Raw genomic sequence first — 17208 nt, 5'->3', positions numbered from 1 at the left:
TGGTACTAGAAGGGCAAATATATAGAATCAATCTCTTTTCTGGATTGTTTTTTTGAAAACCTTATGTTAGTTTTTTATTAAAGTTTTTTTAAAATTCCCATAGTATTATGGGCATCAGCTTCTAATAATTTAATGTAGGAATGTTAGTTATAAAAAAAAGGGAAATTTGGTTTAAAATGTTATATTTGTAACAATAAAGCGTTTTAAAGTTATATTAATTAATAGTGTTGGAGAATATGAAATTCGGAATAATAAAAGAAAGAAAAAATCCACCAGACAGAAGAGTCGTTTTTTCACCTGAAGAATTATTAAGATTAAAAGAGCTTTATAATGAAGCTAGTGTAAAAGTAGAATCCTCTGATATACGGGTTTTTACTGACGAGCAATATAGTAATTTAGGGATTGAAGTTTCTGAGGACTTAAGTGATTGTGATGTTTTATTTGGAGTAAAAGAAGTTCCAATTGAAAACTTAATTGCTGATAAGTCTTATTTCTTTTTTTCGCATACGATAAAAAAGCAGCCCTATAATAGAGAGTTATTGCAGGCAATTCTCGAAAAAAACATAAATTTTTACGATCATGAAACCATTATTGATGCCGAAAATCGAAGGTTAATAGGTTTTGGTCGCTATGCTGGAATTGTAGGTGCTTACAATAGTATTCGTGCTTTTGGAATAAAATTTGAATTATTTAAATTGCCAAAAGCGGAAACACTTTCAGGAAAAGCAGAATTGATTTCCTATTTAAGGCGAATTGTTTTTCCTCCAATTAAATTTGTGGTAACAGGTACTGGAAAAGTAGGAAGTGGTGTAAAAGAAGTTCTTGATGCTATAAAAATTAAGCAGGTTTCGGTAGATAATTATTTAACCAAAAATTATACACAGGCTGTTTATGTTCAAATCGATGTTTTGGATTACAACAAGCGAATTGATGGAAAGGTTTTGGATTTTAATGATTTTTATCAAAATCCAAAAGAATATATTTCTGATTTTGAAAGATTCACAAAAGTTTCGGATATAGTCATTACTGGGCATTTTTATGCTAATGATGCACCTGTTATTATTTCTAGAGAAATGCTAAATGCTAACGATTGCAAAATCAAAGTTATTGGAGATGTTTCCTGTGATATTAATGGTCCTATAGCCAGTACTTTGAGATCTTCAACGATTGCTGAACCCTTGTATGGTTATTTACCTTCTGAAGATAAAGAAGTCGATGTTTTTCATCCCGCTGCCATAGTTGTGATGGCCGTTGATAATTTGCCTTGTGAACTCCCTAAAGATGCTAGTGAAGGTTTTGGTGCGATGTTTATGGAACATGTAATCCCTGCCTTTTTTAATGGCGATAAAGATGGTATTCTAGAAAGAGCCAAGATGACCGAAAAAGGAAAGCTTACACCAAGATTTGCTTATTTGCAAGACTATGTTGATGGGAAATAGTTATAAATTGTTAATGTCAAACAGTAAGCATCTTTAAAATAATGATAAAGAATAAATTGAAAACCCTGCAAATCTAAAACATTGCAGGGTTTTCAATTTATAACTCATAACCCATAGCTATTTTAAATCATATCCTCGGGTTTTACCCAAGCATCAAAATCTTCTGGGGTTACATATCCCAAACGGACCGCTTCTTCTTTTAGAGTTGTTCCGTTTTTGTGGGCTGTTTGGGCAATTTCTGCCGATTTATAATAGCCAATTTTGGTATTCAAAGCGGTAACAAGCATTAATGAATTGTCAACTAATTCTTTGATACGTTTGTAGTTTGGTTCAATGCCTTGGGCGCAGTGTTCGTCAAAAGAAAGACAGGCATCGCCTAACAATCGTGCTGATTGCAAAAAGTTGGCCGCCATTAGAGGTTTGAAAACATTTAACTCATAATGACCCTGCATTCCGCCAACAGCTATAGCCACATCATTACCGATAACCTGGGCACAAACCATGGTTAAGGCTTCACATTGGGTTGGATTTACTTTACCAGGCATAATAGAGGAACCGGGTTCGTTTTCAGGAATAATGATTTCACCAATTCCCGAACGTGGCCCTGAAGCCAGCATACGAATATCATTAGCAATTTTGTTTAACGAAACTGCCAATTGTTTTAAGGCTCCATGAGATTCTACGATTGCGTCGTGAGCCGCCAAAGCTTCAAATTTATTCTCGGCGGTTACAAATGGATTTCCGGTGAATTCAGCTATATATGCTGCTACTTTTTTGTCATATCCTTTGGGAGTATTCAATCCGGTTCCGACAGCTGTTCCGCCTAATGCAATTTCGGATAAATGTGTCAGAGTATTTTTTACCGCTTTTAAACCGTGGTTTAGTTGGGCAACATAACCAGAGAGTTCTTGGCCTAAAGTTAGGGGAGTGGCATCCATAAGATGTGTCCGACCAATTTTTACGACATTTTTAAATTCAACTGCTTTTGCCTGAAGTTTATCTCTTAATTTCTCAATTCCTGGAATCGTAATTTCTACGACCGCTTTGTATGCTGCAATATGCATTGCTGTTGGGAAAGTGTCATTAGAGGATTGTGATTTGTTGACATCATCATTGGCTTTTATAAATTGTTCCCCCTCGCCAATAGAAAAACCTTTTAGTACCTGAGCTCTATTTGCAATTACTTCGTTTACATTCATGTTGCTTTGGGTTCCTGAACCGGTTTGCCAAATGACCAAAGGGAACTGATCATCCAATTTTCCTTCTAAAATCTCGTCACAAACGGCTGCAATAGCGTCACGCTTTTCGATGGGTAAAACACCTAAATCACAGTTGGTATAAGCGGCAGCTTTCTTTAGATAAGCAAAACCTTCGATGATTTCTTTTGGCATCGAAGCCGATGGTCCTATTTTGAAATTGTTTCTGGAACGCTCCGTTTGTGCTCCCCAGTATTTTTCGGCAGGAACTTGCACTTCACCCATGGTGTCTTTTTCTATTCTGAATTTCATTTTCATGTTTTTTAGAAATACGGTTATTAGAATATTGGATTCCTAGCCCCGATAATAGTGGAATCTTTTTTGTTTTTTCTTAAAGACAAAAAGATTAAAACGTCCCGAGGCATCGGGAGCATGGAAAAGCTCCTCAAATTGTATCTAAATTTACGTATAAATACTATTTTATGAAAATTGATTTGGTTTTTTATTGCTAAGAAAAGATATTAAACCTACATTTGTGGCTACATTCAAAAATTCCGGAAAACATGTTTGAATTTTCACAGTATTTAGGCTTTTTACTTTTCTTAACCATTCTTACTATAGGATTTTGGTTAATGTTTTTCTTAGTAGGTTTCGTTCAATATTGGATTGGAGGAGCTTTATGGGAAATATATAAAGAAAGAAAAGCAAAGAAAGAACAATCGGTTTAATCTGATCGTTTAATAAAAAAAGGACCCGTTTTTGCGAGTCCTTTTTTTTTGTTCTAATAATATTTCCTTGCTCTATTTTTACTAATAGCTAAGTGTAAAAAATATAACTATGATTCTATAAAAAAAGGACTCGTTTTCACGAGTCCTTTTTGTTTATCCTGGAAATCCACCGCCATCATTTTCTTCATTATTTTTAGGGGCATTCTTATCTCTATCGGTTTTCTTTTTGTTTATTCTGTAAGTGAATGACAAATTAAATTGTCTTTTTCTCCATTGCATTTCACCGTATGAACTTACACTTGGCAAATTGGTTTCTGATTTCATTTTTCTTGTGTTGAAAATATCACTTACGTTAAAAGCGATTGTAGCCTTGTCTTTCAAGATATCTTTACTAAACGCAGTGTTGATACCGTACATGCCTAAACTTCTACCTTGAGCGGTGTTACTAGGGCCAAAGTACATTCCGTTTGCTTGCCACTCAATTTTATAAGGTAATGTCAAACGAGAGTTGATTCGAGCAAACCATGAGAAAGCTTTATTGTCAAGATTTTGAGTAACGACTTCGTTTTGTGAATTCGTGTAAACAAATTCTCCTGTTGTATTGGTATTGTAAAGATTGAAACTACTGTTTATTTTCCATTTCTTAATTGGGCTGTAATTTAAAGTAAATTCAAATCCAAATTTCTGTTCCTTTCCTATGTTGATAGGTGTACTAAGAATTACAGGAGTATCGCCTACAAATTCGCCACTTTCAAAACGTACAAATGAAAATACATCAGTAGTGTTTTCAAAATACATCGAAGTATTGAATGTTACTTTATCCCAACGTTTGATAAATCCTAAGTCAAATTTATCAGTTAATGAAGGATCCAAATCTGGGTTACCTTTAAAAATATTAATGTTACTTGAAATGTTAGGAGTAGGATCTAAAAAACGACCTCTAGGTCTAGATAAACGCTTGCTGTAACTTAAAGATACACTACTTTCATCCGAAATTTCGTAATTAACAAAAGCACTTGGGAAAAAATTACTGTATTTTTTATTGTTAAGTTCATTAGTCTCTAATAAGTTAACATCGATATTGGTGTCTTCCCAACGCAAACCAAATAAATAAGAAAATTTGCTTACTTTGAAACCATATTGGGTATAAAACGAATTGATTTTTTCTTTATATTCTAATACATTTGATAGGTAATCTCCAACAGCATTTCCATTTTCAGAGGAGAAAATATTATAATCTTTGTTCAAATTGTTGAAATTCCCTTTGTATCCTGCTTCAAATTGACTGTCCTTTCCAATAGGTAAAACATAATCAGCTTGAAATTGAAACTGTTTTTGCTCCTCATCATTAAGTGTGGTACTATAAGAAGATTCATTAGGGAAAGTGACATTGACACCATTGATAATTGAATTATCATTATTGTCGCTTTTAGAAAATGAACCGTCAACTGTTAATTTGTGCCCTTTATCATTGAAGTTTTTGATGAAGTTAGAAGAAAATTCAATGTCTTTTCCGTTATCTTTTCCATTATTCAAACGGTAATTTAATGAAGTGAAATTTAGATTGTTATCAAAATTATTATAGTTCACTAAGCTTTCGTCACTTCCTCTATTTTCTCTGTAACTAATAGAGTTGGTCCAAAATGTAGTTGGGTTTATTGCCCATTCAACACCAGATTTTGTGCTGATTCCTTTTCTAGTTCTGTCAGTACTACGGTCTTCGTAAATGTATTTGTTAACAGAACCATCAGGGTTAAAATATTTGGAATTAGTTTTTCCACCACCTTCATTTATTCTGTAATTGTAACCGGTAGAAGTAAAGTAGTTCAAATTCTCTGTTTTGTAATTTAAGTTTGCACTTAAACCATAGTTTTCAGGAATCCCTGTCGAAGCTATAAATGTTCCGTTAAAACCTTGATTCTTTCCTTTTTTTAGGATAATATTCAAAATTCCGGCTCCACCTTCAGCATCATAACGAGCAGATGGATTTGTAATTACTTCTACTTTATCAATTGCATCAGCAGGAATCTGGCGCAAAGCTTCGGCCATATTTAAAGCGTTTGAAGGACGACCATCAATAAAAATACGAACATTGTCGCTACCTCTTAAACTTACGTTTCCTTCAACATCAACCGAAACCGAAGGAACATTTTCTAAAACATCACTTACCGTTCCACCTTTTACAAGCATATCCTGACCTACGTTGTAAACTTTTTTGTCTAATCTAATTTCAACTGTAGATTTCTCAGCACGAATAACTACTTCGTTTAATTGTGCAGCATCTTCATCCAAGGCTATTTTGCCAAGGTTGGTACTTGTTTGAAGATTTTTTTGTTTGATCTCATTAACTTTGAAAGAAATAAATTCAAATTTTATATCATAAACTCCAGGAATCACATCTATTGCAAATTCTCCCTTTGCATTTGTGATAGCGCCTGCAATCGCTTTTGGATTTTTTGAATTTATAAGGGTTACCGTTGCATATTCGAGAGGTTGTTTACTTACTTTTTCAATAACGACTCCAGTAATTTTTATTCTATCTTTTGATGGTGCATTTTGCTGGGCAAAACTAATCAGAAATACAAAAAAGAGGCTAATTGAAAAAAAGTATTTTAACTGCTGTTTCATTTTGGGTTAAATTAAAATTATGACGATAAGATTGTTAAATTCGACTTTGGTTTAAAGAGCAAATCATAATATTATGTTAAATCATTTCTCTGTGGTTTAAATGAAAGTGTTTAGTTTGTCTAAGTCTCTACCAATGATTGCTTTGTCTTCTTTTATCACGATAGGTCTTTCTATAAGAATTGGGTTTGAAACCATTGCTTGAATGATTTCAGAATCAGTAAGTTCTTTGTTTTTAAAGTTTTCTATCCATATTTTTTCTTTTTTACGAACTAATTCCAACGGTTTAATACCTAGTTTTTTAAGGATAGCTACTAATTCGTCAAAGCTTGGAGGATTTTCCAAATAATTAATTACTTCATATTCTAATCCGGATTGTGTCATGAAGGCTAAGCAATTTCTTGATTTTCCACAACGCGGATTATGGTATATTTGTATCATTTGTATTATTTTTTAGAAGTTATAGAAAATTGAATTTTTAAAAGTAATTTTAGAAGAAACAAAAATAGACTTTGATAGTCGAATTACAGAATTATAAATTAAATATTAACAGATGTTTATAGAGCAAGGTGTAAATTCAGAGAATGAGTTTTGGAAGTATTTAATGGGGTTGGGGTTAATTTTTGTGGCTTCAATTGCAGGCCAGATTCCTTTATTGTTAGCGGTTTTTTATGAAACAATTTTAAACGGGAAACCCTATCCTTCAGATAATGATCAATTGATGCGTTTTTTTGAGCCCAATTTGTCTCTGTTTCTAATTCTCATATCCTTTGTGTTTACTTTATTGGGGATTTTCTTTGTAATTCGTTATTTGCACAATCAAACGATACTTTCGGTTACGACATCAAGAAAAAAAATAGATTGGAATAGGGTGTTTTTTTCCTTTTCTATTTGGGCTGGTTTCACGATTATTTCCACTTTGTTTTTTTATATCTTTAGTCCTGATAGCTTTGTGATCAATTTTAAACCGGTGCCTTTTGCGATATTAGTTGTAATCGGATTGTTTTTAATTCCAATTCAAACTAGTACTGAAGAATATGTTTTTAGAGGCTATTTGATGCAAGGCTTTGCTAATCTGGCTAAAAATAAATGGGTTCCATTAGTATTGACTTCTGTTTTTTTTGGAGCCTTGCATTTTTCGAATCCCGAAGTTTCCAAGATGGGAAATATTATTTTTGTGTATTATATTGGAACAGGTTTTTTTCTTGGAATAATTACTATGATGGATGAAGGAATGGAGCTTGCTTTAGGCTTTCATGCTGCCAATAATCTGATCGGTGCTTTGTTAGTTACTTCGGATTGGTCAGCATTTCAAACCCATTCTATTTTTAAGGATATTTCTGAGCCTAAAGCAGGTTTAGATGTAATTATGCCGGTAGTTTTAATTTACCCATTACTTTTGTATATCTTTAGTAGAAAATACCAATGGACCAACTGGAAAGAAAAATTAACTGGAAAAATTGATGTACAGTAGCCTAACAATAAACTAAAAAGAATCCCAACAATATGAAAAAAGTGACTCATAATAGTGTACATAATTTTTTTAAGCTGAATGGGTCTCATCTGGACAAAGAAGAATTATGTGAAGCTGCATATTGTTTGATTAAAGAGGGAGATGAGTTTGAAAAAGTAACAGGAGAATTTTTGCTAGACTGGTTTGATAATAAGCCCTATATAAACTTACAAACATCAGGAACTACCGGAACTCCTAAAATTATTAGAATAAGTAAGCAAGCAATGATCAATTCGGCCTTGGCTACTGGGGATTTTTTCGAATTGAATCCTGGTGACAAAGCTTTGTGTTGTTTACCTGTTAAATATATAGCGGGTAAAATGATGTTGGTGCGAAGCATTATTTTAGGTTTGAACCTTGATCTTGTATCTCCAAATTCTTATCCGTTATCTAATAATTTGACTAAATATGATTTTGTAGCGATGGTTCCTTTGCAGGTCGAGAATTCACTTGCTGAATTGAAAAACGTTAAAAAAATGATTGTTGGAGGTGCCAAAATGAGTAAATCTCTCGAAAAAAGTCTCCTAAATGTCAATACTGATGTCTATGAAACTTATGGTATGACAGAAACAATCACGCATATAGCTGCCAAAAAAGTAGGTGATAAAGCTTTTTCTATTTTACCAAATGTTCGAATCTCTCAAAATGATAAAAACTGCTTGGTAATTGATGCTTTAAAAATATCAAATGAGTCCATCGTTACCAATGATTTGGTAGAAATACTTAGTGAGAGTCAATTTGTTTTTTTAGGACGAATTGACAATGTGATCAATAGTGGCGGCGTTAAGTTGATACCGGAACAAATTGAAGAAAAATTGTCTGCCGAGATTCAGACCCGCTTTTTTGTAGGAGGAGTTCCAGATGCCGTTTTAGGCGAAAAATTAGTTTTGGTAATAGAAGGAGAGCAGCAAGATTTGGACAAAAGCCTTTTTAAAAATCTAGATAAATATGAAAAACCCAAAGAAGTATTTTATATTTCAATATTTAGTGAAACTCAAAATGGAAAAATAAAAAGAAAAGAAATTCTAGAAAGTGTTTCTAGAGAATAAAAAAAAAGGCTGTCTAGAAAGACAGCCTTTTTTTTATGAGATTATTTTTGCATTTTAAAATAATAATCTGCCGAATGTTTTCCACTTCCATAAAATAAGAAAAACGCACAAATAGCTAGAATAAATATTGCTAATAGTAAATTTTGAGAATGCATTTCGCCCATGAAATTAATAATAATAGCGCCAATTAATATGGGTAATTGTGCAATAATAGCCCATCTTGTTAGTAATCCAAATGCAATCATAATTCCTCCGATCATATGAGCCGGAGCGATGTAGTGAACCAGAAACATTCCGCCTCCAATTTTGTCAATTGGAGATATCAAATCTGATAAATATTGAATGTTTGTAATAAAGTTAACTCCCTTGACAAACAAAAATACACCAAGTGCAATTCGTACTAAATCTAAAGTGAAATAAGTGTGCGCATTAGCCCATTTATTTAAATCTTTTACGGTATTCATATCGGTTTGGTTTTGAAATTCTTACACTAAGTTAATGATTTTTAGTTAAATAAGATTGTTTTGTTAAATATGTTTTCTATAATACAGGAAAATTATTGTCTTAATCTTGTCAAATAACAATTAAGTTTTTTATAATAAGTAAACAAAAAAAAAAATTTAATCAAACGTTTATTTATTGAAAGCGTAATTAAACTTTAAACCAAGAGTATTTTCAGCATGACCCTTGCGAAGAAAATTGGTTAAATTCAAAGTGATTCCTAAATTTTTATGTCCATGACAGATCGGTAAATATTTACCGATGTATAATCCAGAGCAGGATCCAAATTGGGCATTACCATTATATTCAGAAACAAAACCAAGTCCTATGGAATTATTTTCGTCCGAAATTGCATATCCAACTCCTGTTTCTGCTCCCAAAAACCAATCGTGTTTAAAATTGAATTGTACATTTGGTTTAATGGCAATGATACTAAAGTTTCGATGCGAAGCTCTTTCTTTAACTGAATTAGAAGTGTCGGGGAGGTTTCTAGCAAAACGATAATCGTAGTCTACCTTAATACCAATCTCGGTTTTTGGAGATATTTTTTTAAAGGCTCTAAAATTAACCCCAATTGCATATCGATGTGTTCTATACATTTGAATATGGACAGGCAATGATACATTAACTCCGGCTTCCATTAAGATTGATTTGTTCTTCTCTATACTAATTTTATTCTCATCTGTTTGTTGTGCAATACATAATTGAAAAACTAACAGCATGATAATCATAGATATATTAGATGTAGTTTTCATTTTATTTTAGGTATTAAATTATCCAAATAATAATTTGTTAATTTTCCTGTATAAAAAGAGGTCATAATTGAAAAATACAGTTTTATTTTGCATTTTTCAATCCTTAGTAGCGAGTAATAAAGGTATGAAAAAACATAGTTAACTGTCTGTTAATGAGTGTTAAACTTGGTTTTTGGGAAGTGTGTTTTTAAGAGAAATAAGAAATGGATTGCGATTATTATTTAGATAGAAACCCGATTTATGTTTATAAAGAAAGATTGAGCAAATACAAGGAACAGCAGTATTTTTTTTTGAATATTTATTAGAAATGACAGCTTTGTGTTTTTACCGAATTACCCACTTTATTTTCTATTTTGAGTTGTTATCTCTTGCAAACGAGTAGCAGTTTGGAGTTTAAACGTATATTAATTTTTAGTTTCTATTAATACTTTCTCGAAAGCTTTTCTTGCGCTCCCTCTAAAATATACCTCGCCACAAAGAGTATAACCTTGTTTTTCGAAAATCTTCAGCATTGCAATATTGTCAAAATTAGTATCTGCTTTGATGCTGTAAATGTTATTATTAAGAGCAAAATCTTCGATGAATGCTAATAGTTTTTTAGACAAACCTTTTCCTAGATAATTTTCTGAAATGGCTATTCGATGAATTACTACAAAATCAGCATTCGTTAGCCATTCTCCTTCTATTTTGGCATAAGCTGGCTCGTCATTAATAATTACGGCACTATAGCCTATGATGGTATCGCCTTGGGTTAAAACAAATCCTGCATTTTTTTCAATGTCATTTAGTATCACTTCCGGATTGGGATAGCCATCTTGCCATTGATCGCTTCCTTCTTCTTTTCGGCGCGCAATTGCCAGTTTTAAAATGTCCCAAATTTGTGGAATTTCTGAAGTTGTAGCTTTTCTAAACTTATAATTCATTGATGAGATAGTGTTTTTTAGAATTGATTGTTTTTACTGTCTCCTGTTTGCAGTTACAAGCGGGAGATATGTTTTTACAATTCTAATTAGAAAGGTATTTACAATCTCGGTTTTCATTAATTGTAAATAAAAATTAGGGTTACAGCTAATGAAAACCGAGATTGAAATAATGTGTGACGGTAAATAAATTATTAAACCTGAATCACTCCAAGATTAAATTTCTTTTCGATAGGAGAGTGGTCGGCGGCTTCTATTCCCATTGAAATCCAAGTTCTGGTGTCTAGAGGATCAATTATTGCATCTGTCCATAATCGGGAAGCTGCATAATAAGGCGAAACTTGTTCGTCATAGCGTGCCTTAATTTTGGCAAATAATTCGGCTTCTTTGGCTTCGTCAACTTGTTCTCCTTTTGCTTTAAGCGAAGAAGCTTCAATTTGAGCCAAAACTTTTGCGGCTTGTGTTCCTCCCATAACTGCTAGTTCTGCGCTTGGCCAAGCGAATATTAATCTAGGGTCGTAAGCCTTGCCACACATGGCATAATTTCCTGCTCCATAAGAATTTCCTACAATAACCGTGAATTTTGGTACGACCGAATTACTTACGGCATTTACCATTTTGGCTCCATCTTTTATAATTCCGCCTTGTTCTGATTTAGACCCCACCATAAAACCGGTAACGTCTTGGATAAATACCAAAGGGATTTTTTTCTGATTACAATTGGCAATAAAACGGGTGGCTTTGTCAGCGCTATCGGAATAGATTACGCCTCCAAATTGCATTTCGCCTTTTTTGGTTTTTACCACCTTTCTTTGATTGGCAACAATTCCAACAGCCCAGCCGTCGATTCGTGCATAACCGGTGATTATTGTTTGGCCATAGCCATCTTTATAAGCTTCAAATTCTGAATTGTCAACAAGGCGATTGATAATTTCCATCATATTGTACTGCTCATTACGAGCCTTTGGCAAGATACCATAGATGTCTTTTTCGTCTAAAGCTGGTTTTTCAGGCTTCACTCGGCTGTAGCCGGCTTTGTCGAAATCACCAATTTTATCAACTATATTTTTTATTTTGTCTAAGGCATCTTTGTCGTCTTTAGCCTTATAATCTGTAACTCCCGAAATTTCGCAATGCGTTGTGGCTCCGCCCAATGTTTCATTATCGATAGTTTCGCCAATGGCGGCTTTTACTAAATAGCTTCCAGCCAGGAAAATGCTTCCTGTTTTGTCAACAATGATGGCTTCGTCACTCATAATAGGCAAATAGGCTCCACCTGCAACGCAACTTCCCATGATAGCCGAAATTTGGGTGATTCCCATACTGCTCATTTGGGCATTATTTCTAAAGATGCGACCAAAATGTTCTTTGTCAGGGAAAATTTCATCTTGTAGTGGCAAATAAACACCGGCACTGTCTACCAAATAGATTATTGGTAAGCGATTTTCCATCGCAATTTCTTGAGCTCTCAGGTTTTTCTTAGCGGTAATTGGGAACCAAGCGCCAGCTTTTACAGTGGCATCGTTAGCAACAACGATACATTGTTTTCCTTTGATGTATCCTATTTTTACAACAACGCCTCCCGAAGGACAGCCACCGTGTTCGGCATACATTCCTTCTCCTACAAATGCTCCAATTTCAATACATTCAGCGTTAGCGTCAAGTAAGTAATCGATTCGTTCGCGTGCGGTCATTTTACCTTCGGCATGCAATTTTTCAATTCTTTTCTCGCCACCTCCCAATTTCACTTTAGTAAAATTTTTCTTTAATTGGGATAATAGAAGTTTATTGTGGTCTTCGTTTTTGTTGAAGTTTAAATCCATGATAATGTAATGTTTGTAAGAAAATAGATTGCTAAAGTACGAAATCCGTTGAAATAATTCAATAAATTGACTGATTTAGAATCGAAAATTGACATAAATGCAAAAAAAGAAAACAGGGAGTTTATTTCTGTTTTCTTTTTTGTTAGTATCGTTTGTAAAATAAATGCTTATTTTTTTGAATCGTTGACCAATCTTTTTAAGATGGCCCATTGTTTTAATGCGTCTCGAGCTTCTACGGCTGGGTATCCCAACACAGTTTTACCGGCGGCTACGTCACAGGTAACTCCGGAACCTGCTCCTACAATTGCACCATCGCCTAATGTTGCATGGTCTTTAATAGAAGCGCTTCCGCCAATAATCACACCATTTCCTAGAGTTACTGAACCAGCTAGTCCGCTACTTCCTGCCATGATGCAAAAACGGCCTAGTTTGCTATTGTGTCCTATTTGTACTAAATTATCTATTTTGCAACCATCACCAATAATTGTAGAGCTAAATTTCCCTCTATCTACACAGGAATTTGCGCCTATTTCAACTCCATTACCAATAATCACATTTCCAATTTGCGGTATTTTGACTAATCCTCTTTCTGGGCAAGGGCGAAAGCCAAATCCATCGGCTCCAATAGTTGCATTGGGATGAATAATACAATCAGTACCGATATGGCAACGCTCTCTAACCACGGTTCCGGACCAAATTACCGTATTTTTACCTATGGTACATTCATCAAGAATAGTCACATTAGGATAAATAGTTGTGTTTTCTCCAATTTTAACTTTAGGACCAACGTATGTTCCTGCACCAATTTTTGAACCAACTCCAATAATTGCCGATTTATCTATAACTGCCGTTGGGTGAATGTCGATATAGAATTCAGGCATAGGATGTGCAAAAAGATTTAGTACTTGTGACATTGCTAAATCTGCATTTTTTACTTTTATAAAAGCTCTGTTGTCTCCGGGTTCAATCGAAATGTCTTCGTTTACAACAGCTACACAAGCTTTAGAGCTTGACCAAAGTCTCTCGTATTTTTTATTACCTATGAATGAAATTTCAGTTTCCATAGCAACTTCCAATTGTTCTGGTGCTGTTATAGATTGCAGGGTATTACCTAAAATGGTTCCTTTAAGGACTTCATTAATTTCTTGGACTGAATAGGATTTCATTAAGTGTATGTTAGATTTTGGATTAATATTTTTCAAATAAAATGATTTAGGCTTGTAATTCCTAATATTTGCAGATTCTTTAACAACAATAAAATGATATCGTTATAATTTTTTAAAATAGATATATAAGATTGGTAATTGTTAAAGGAATATTTTGGATCAGAATAGTGATTCCTGTTCTATTTTTACAGAAATATCTTGCTTTTTAATTTGAGAAAGCTGTTTTTGATCTCTTTTGCAGAAATAAACATTAACCATAGCTTATTCTGAATTTTCTGATTAATAGCAATAAAAAATCCTATTAGTTAGCATTTTTGCTTACTAATAGGATTGTAATTGTTTAATAAAATAATTTATTCGTCTTCTTCTTTTTGTCCCATCATCATTAGATAAGCTTTTAAGAATTCATCAATTTCGCCATTCATTACTCCATCAACATTGCTGGTTTCGTAACCTGTACGGACATCTTTTACCAGTTTGTAAGGTTGCATAACGTAATTCCTAATTTGGGAACCCCATTCTATTTTCATTTTTCCGGCTTCAATATCGGCGCGTTGTGCTTGTTTCTTTTTTAACTCAATTTCGTATAATTGAGAGCGTAACATTTGCATGGCACGTTGCCTGTTGTCTTGTTGTGAACGCGTTTCCGAACATTGAATTTGAATTCCGGTAGGTTTATGAAACAACTGTACTTTGGTTTCCACCTTGTTCACATTTTGCCCACCAGCACCGCTAGATCTTGAAGTTGTAATTTCAATATCGGCGGGATTAATGTCAATTTCGATACTATCATCTACAAGCGGATACACATAAACCGAAGCAAAAGAGGTATGTCGTTTGGCATTACTGTCAAATGGAGAAATACGCACCAATCGATGTACGCCGTTTTCGCCTTTTAAATAACCAAAGGAATAATCACCTTCAAATTCCAATGTTACGGTTTTTATTCCGGCAACATCACCTGCTTGAAAGTTTAGTTCTTTTATTTTGAATCCATATTTTTCGCCCCACATCATGTACATACGCATCAACATAGAAGCCCAATCACAACTTTCGGTTCCACCAGCGCCGGCTGTTATTTGTAAAACAGCACTTAGGGTGTCTCCTTCGTCCGAAAGCATATTTTTGAACTCGATGGCTTCAATATGATTTTCGGTAAGTGTATATTGTTCGTCCAGTTCTTCTGCTGTGAGTTCTCCCTCTCGGTAAAACTCATAAGCCAATTGCAATTCGTCAGTCATTTCGACTGCCTTATTGTAATCTTCGATCCATTTTTTCTTGTTTCTAAGATTTTTTACAATTAATTCGGCTTCTTTGGCGTTATTCCAAAAGTCAGGAGCAAAAGTTTTTTCTTCTTCGTTAGAAATCTCAATTAGTTTGGCATCAACGTCAAAGATACCTCCTCAACGCACCAAGGCGCTCTACAATACCTTTTATTTGTTCGGTAGTTGTCATAAATTATGTAATTTTGTGACGCAAAAATAAGAAAATTTTTCGCTTAGGAGCAAGTTGGACTTGTTTGGATTAAAATAAAAATAAATAGATGGAGATAAATTTAGTTAGCGATACGATTACCAAACCAACATATGAAATGTTGCAGTATATGTTTAATGCCCAAGTGGGCGACGATGTATACAAACAAGATCCTACAGTTATTGAACTTGAAGCAAGAGTTGCTGAGATGTTTGGAATGGAAGCGGGACTATTTTTTCCATCAGGGACTATGGCGAATCAGGCGGCCATAAAATTACACACTCAACCCGGGGAACAATTGATTGCTGATAAATATGCACACGTTTATCATTATGAAGGTGGAGGTGTTTCTTTTAATAGCGGCGTTTCTTGTTGTTTGCTTGACGGAAACCGTGGAATGATTACTGCGGAACAAGTTGCTGGAGCTATTAACGATCCCGAATTTTATCACAGTCCGTTGACAAGTTTGGTATGTGTTGAAAATACAACCAATAAAGGTGGCGGTGCTTGCTATGAATTGGAAGATTTGCAAAAAATAAAAGAAGTATGTGTTGCTAATAATCTAAAGTTTCACATGGATGGCGCCCGAATTTGGAATGCCTTGGTTGCCAAAAAGCAAAATCCGAAGTCTTTTGGGAAAATATTCGATACTATTTCGGTTTGTTTTTCAAAAGGTCTTGGAGCTCCTATAGGCTCCATGTTGTTAGGGGATAAGGCGACGATTCATCGTGCTTTAAGAGTTCGAAAAATATTAGGAGGAGGAATGCGACAAGTGGGTTATCTTGCAGCTGCCGGAATTTATGCTCTAGACCATAATTTAGGGCGTTTGGCAGAGGATCATCGTAGAGCAAAAGAATTGGCTGAAGTACTTAGTAAAGTAAGTTGGGTAGCTACTGTTGAGCCGGTTGAAACCAATATTTTGATTTTTTCATTAGCCCCTCATTGCAGCGATCAGTTGTTGATTGAAAAGTTAAAACAAAAAAATATTTCAATAAGTTCTATGGGACATGGTAAACTTAGGATTGTAACGCATCTTGATTACAGAGAAGTTATGCATACGTATGTGCTGGAAACTTTAGCAAAATTAACTCTATAGCTATTAAAAAACCCAATCAAAATTTGATGTTTTGATTGGGTTTTTAATTTTTTTATAAAAAGAGTTTAACTTTATTTTGACTCAGCGGCATTTTTATCCATTTTGTCCAGCATCTCAATAATTCGGTCCAATTTTTCTACCTCAAGTCGGTTCAGGACCAATGTCAATGCTTCAATTTCTCTTTTGGCCTCAATGTTGGTTTGGTAATCAGCCTGAGCTTGAATTCGATCTCTTTCACTTTGTCTGTTTTGTGACATCATGATGATTGGAGCGGCATAAGCTGCTTGGGTCGAGAAAACAAGATTGAGCAAGATAAAAGGATAGGCGTCCCAATGGTATATAAAACCAACAAGGTTTAATCCCATCCAGAGCAATACCAAAACAGTTTGGAGAATAATAAATTTCCAAGAACCCATACCTTTAGCCACTGAATCTGCCAAGCGGCTACCAAAGCTTAATGCTTCAGTATGTCTCTGGTGCCAAGTTTTATGAGTTGCCATATTGATTTATTTGAATAAATTATCCATACCAGGGATCATTGGCATATCCATTTTAGCAACAGCATCAAGTTCCGCTTCATTTACTTTAGTGGCTTTTTCGATGGCTTTGTTTAATACTAAAATGATATAATCTTCCAATTGCTCTTTGTCTTCTAATAATTCATCTGCAATTGTGATCGCCTTAATTTTTCTGTTGGCAGTTATGGTTACTTTTAATAAACCGTCAGTGCTTTGCTCGTCAACTAAGACAGTATCCAAACGTTTTTTCGTTTCCTCGATTTTATTTTGGGTTTCTTTTAATTTTCCCATCATTCCCATTAAATCCATTTTGCTATTTTTTTAAATTATTTAAATACGAAATTACTATATTTGATACAATAATCAATTTATTAGATGAAAAATCGAATCGTTTTAAGCTGTCTTT

16 protein-coding genes are annotated in these 17208 nt (G+C 34.2%); 5 read left to right on the top strand and 11 right to left on the bottom strand.

The window, feature by feature from the left end:
* Positions 1 to 236: 236 nt before the first annotated feature.
* Positions 237 to 1439: an NAD(P)-dependent oxidoreductase gene (locus ACMDB5_RS13490; protein ID WP_413998781.1), complete on the top strand. Its 1203-nt coding sequence runs from the start codon at positions 237 to 239 to the stop codon at positions 1437 to 1439.
* A gap of 122 nt (positions 1440 to 1561) precedes the next feature.
* On the opposite strand, the gene fumC is transcribed toward ACMDB5_RS13490, so the two are convergent.
* Entirely contained in the window at positions 1562 to 2947 is a 1386-nt protein-coding gene (fumC, locus tag ACMDB5_RS13485; RefSeq protein ID WP_413998780.1) for a class II fumarate hydratase, read from the bottom strand.
* Positions 2948 to 3198: 251 nt separating this feature from the next.
* On the opposite strand from fumC, the gene ACMDB5_RS13480 reads away from it, so the two are divergent.
* Complete coding sequence (locus tag ACMDB5_RS13480) at positions 3199 to 3363, top strand: hypothetical protein (protein ID WP_413998779.1); 165 nt, start codon at positions 3199 to 3201, stop codon at positions 3361 to 3363.
* A 153-nt stretch (positions 3364 to 3516) separates the two neighbouring features.
* On the opposite strand, the gene ACMDB5_RS13475 is transcribed toward ACMDB5_RS13480, so the two are convergent.
* Positions 3517 to 5991: a TonB-dependent receptor domain-containing protein gene (locus ACMDB5_RS13475; RefSeq protein WP_413998778.1), complete on the bottom strand. Its 2475-nt coding sequence runs from the start codon at positions 5989 to 5991 to the stop codon at positions 3517 to 3519.
* A gap of 96 nt (positions 5992 to 6087) precedes the next feature.
* Positions 6088 to 6429 carry an arsenate reductase (glutaredoxin) gene (gene arsC / locus ACMDB5_RS13470; protein ID WP_413998777.1) on the bottom strand — a complete coding sequence of 114 codons (342 nt, stop codon included), beginning with the start codon at positions 6427 to 6429 and terminating at the stop codon, positions 6088 to 6090.
* A 112-nt stretch (positions 6430 to 6541) separates the two neighbouring features.
* On the opposite strand from arsC, the gene ACMDB5_RS13465 reads away from it, so the two are divergent.
* Together ACMDB5_RS13465 and ACMDB5_RS13460 are read left to right on the top strand one after the other, a co-directional pair.
* Positions 6542 to 7462 carry a CPBP family intramembrane glutamic endopeptidase gene (locus ACMDB5_RS13465; RefSeq protein WP_413998776.1) on the top strand — a complete coding sequence of 307 codons (921 nt, stop codon included), beginning with the start codon at positions 6542 to 6544 and terminating at the stop codon, positions 7460 to 7462.
* 32 nt (positions 7463 to 7494) lie between these two features.
* On the top strand, positions 7495 to 8550 hold the full coding sequence (locus ACMDB5_RS13460; protein ID WP_413998775.1) for an AMP-binding protein: 1056 nt from the start codon (positions 7495 to 7497) through the stop codon (positions 8548 to 8550).
* 41 nt (positions 8551 to 8591) lie between these two features.
* Here ACMDB5_RS13460 and ACMDB5_RS13455 read toward each other — a convergent pair whose 3' ends face one another.
* From ACMDB5_RS13455 to prfB, 6 genes are all read right to left on the bottom strand, one after another.
* Entirely contained in the window at positions 8592 to 9014 is a 423-nt protein-coding gene (locus ACMDB5_RS13455) for a DoxX family protein (protein ID WP_413998774.1), read from the bottom strand.
* Positions 9015 to 9182: 168 nt separating this feature from the next.
* Positions 9183 to 9806 (bottom strand): hypothetical protein, encoded by a 624-nt coding sequence (locus ACMDB5_RS13450; RefSeq protein ID WP_413998773.1) that lies wholly within the window; start codon positions 9804 to 9806, stop codon positions 9183 to 9185.
* A gap of 404 nt (positions 9807 to 10210) precedes the next feature.
* A complete protein-coding gene (locus ACMDB5_RS13445; protein ID WP_413998772.1) occupies positions 10211 to 10729 on the bottom strand; it encodes an N-acetyltransferase family protein in 519 nt (172 codons plus the stop codon).
* 191 nt (positions 10730 to 10920) lie between these two features.
* Positions 10921 to 12549: an acyl-CoA carboxylase subunit beta gene (locus ACMDB5_RS13440; RefSeq protein ID WP_413998771.1), complete on the bottom strand. Its 1629-nt coding sequence runs from the start codon at positions 12547 to 12549 to the stop codon at positions 10921 to 10923.
* Between the two features lie 167 nt (positions 12550 to 12716).
* Complete coding sequence (gene lpxD, locus ACMDB5_RS13435; RefSeq protein WP_413998770.1) at positions 12717 to 13715, bottom strand: UDP-3-O-(3-hydroxymyristoyl)glucosamine N-acyltransferase; 999 nt, start codon at positions 13713 to 13715, stop codon at positions 12717 to 12719.
* Between the two features lie 353 nt (positions 13716 to 14068).
* Positions 14069 to 15170, bottom strand: a protein-coding gene (gene prfB, locus ACMDB5_RS13430; RefSeq protein WP_413998769.1) for a peptide chain release factor 2 whose coding sequence is annotated in 2 segments (ribosomal slippage) — positions 14069 to 15106 and positions 15108 to 15170 — 1101 coding nt in all. Because the reading frame shifts where the segments join, the coding sequence is not laid out codon by codon here.
* Between the two features lie 88 nt (positions 15171 to 15258).
* Here prfB and ACMDB5_RS13425 point away from each other — a divergent pair.
* A complete protein-coding gene (locus tag ACMDB5_RS13425) occupies positions 15259 to 16284 on the top strand; it encodes a threonine aldolase family protein (RefSeq protein WP_413998768.1) in 1026 nt (341 codons plus the stop codon).
* A gap of 71 nt (positions 16285 to 16355) precedes the next feature.
* Here ACMDB5_RS13425 and ACMDB5_RS13420 read toward each other — a convergent pair whose 3' ends face one another.
* Positions 16356 to 16784 (bottom strand): DUF1003 domain-containing protein, encoded by a 429-nt coding sequence (locus ACMDB5_RS13420; protein WP_413998767.1) that lies wholly within the window; start codon positions 16782 to 16784, stop codon positions 16356 to 16358.
* A 6-nt stretch (positions 16785 to 16790) separates the two neighbouring features.
* On the bottom strand, positions 16791 to 17111 hold the full coding sequence (locus tag ACMDB5_RS13415; RefSeq protein WP_413998766.1) for a YbaB/EbfC family nucleoid-associated protein: 321 nt from the start codon (positions 17109 to 17111) through the stop codon (positions 16791 to 16793).
* Positions 17112 to 17208: the final 97 nt, after the last annotated feature.

It is taken from the genome of Flavobacterium sp. W1B, assembly GCF_047344965.1.
GTDB lineage: Bacteria > Bacteroidota > Bacteroidia > Flavobacteriales > Flavobacteriaceae > Flavobacterium.
Note: the sequence above shows the minus strand (reverse complement) of the source record. Positions and strands in the feature narration are given on the sequence as shown.

Coding starts and splice junctions, on each gene's coding strand:
- ACMDB5_RS13490 (WP_413998781.1), top strand. CDS start 237: ATGAAATTCGGAATAATAAAAGAAAGAAAAAATCCACCAGACAGAAGA.
- fumC (WP_413998780.1), bottom strand. CDS start 2,947: ATGAAATTCAGAATAGAAAAAGACACCATGGGTGAAGTGCAAGTTCCT.
- ACMDB5_RS13480 (WP_413998779.1), top strand. CDS start 3,199: ATGTTTGAATTTTCACAGTATTTAGGCTTTTTACTTTTCTTAACCATT.
- ACMDB5_RS13475 (WP_413998778.1), bottom strand. CDS start 5,991: ATGAAACAGCAGTTAAAATACTTTTTTTCAATTAGCCTCTTTTTTGTA.
- arsC (WP_413998777.1), bottom strand. CDS start 6,429: ATGATACAAATATACCATAATCCGCGTTGTGGAAAATCAAGAAATTGC.
- ACMDB5_RS13465 (WP_413998776.1), top strand. CDS start 6,542: ATGTTTATAGAGCAAGGTGTAAATTCAGAGAATGAGTTTTGGAAGTAT.
- ACMDB5_RS13460 (WP_413998775.1), top strand. CDS start 7,495: ATGAAAAAAGTGACTCATAATAGTGTACATAATTTTTTTAAGCTGAAT.
- ACMDB5_RS13455 (WP_413998774.1), bottom strand. CDS start 9,014: ATGAATACCGTAAAAGATTTAAATAAATGGGCTAATGCGCACACTTAT.
- ACMDB5_RS13450 (WP_413998773.1), bottom strand. CDS start 9,806: ATGAAAACTACATCTAATATATCTATGATTATCATGCTGTTAGTTTTT.
- ACMDB5_RS13445 (WP_413998772.1), bottom strand. CDS start 10,729: ATGAATTATAAGTTTAGAAAAGCTACAACTTCAGAAATTCCACAAATT.
- ACMDB5_RS13440 (WP_413998771.1), bottom strand. CDS start 12,549: ATGGATTTAAACTTCAACAAAAACGAAGACCACAATAAACTTCTATTA.
- lpxD (WP_413998770.1), bottom strand. CDS start 13,715: ATGAAATCCTATTCAGTCCAAGAAATTAATGAAGTCCTTAAAGGAACC.
- ACMDB5_RS13425 (WP_413998768.1), top strand. CDS start 15,259: ATGGAGATAAATTTAGTTAGCGATACGATTACCAAACCAACATATGAA.
- ACMDB5_RS13420 (WP_413998767.1), bottom strand. CDS start 16,784: ATGGCAACTCATAAAACTTGGCACCAGAGACATACTGAAGCATTAAGC.
- ACMDB5_RS13415 (WP_413998766.1), bottom strand. CDS start 17,111: ATGGATTTAATGGGAATGATGGGAAAATTAAAAGAAACCCAAAATAAA.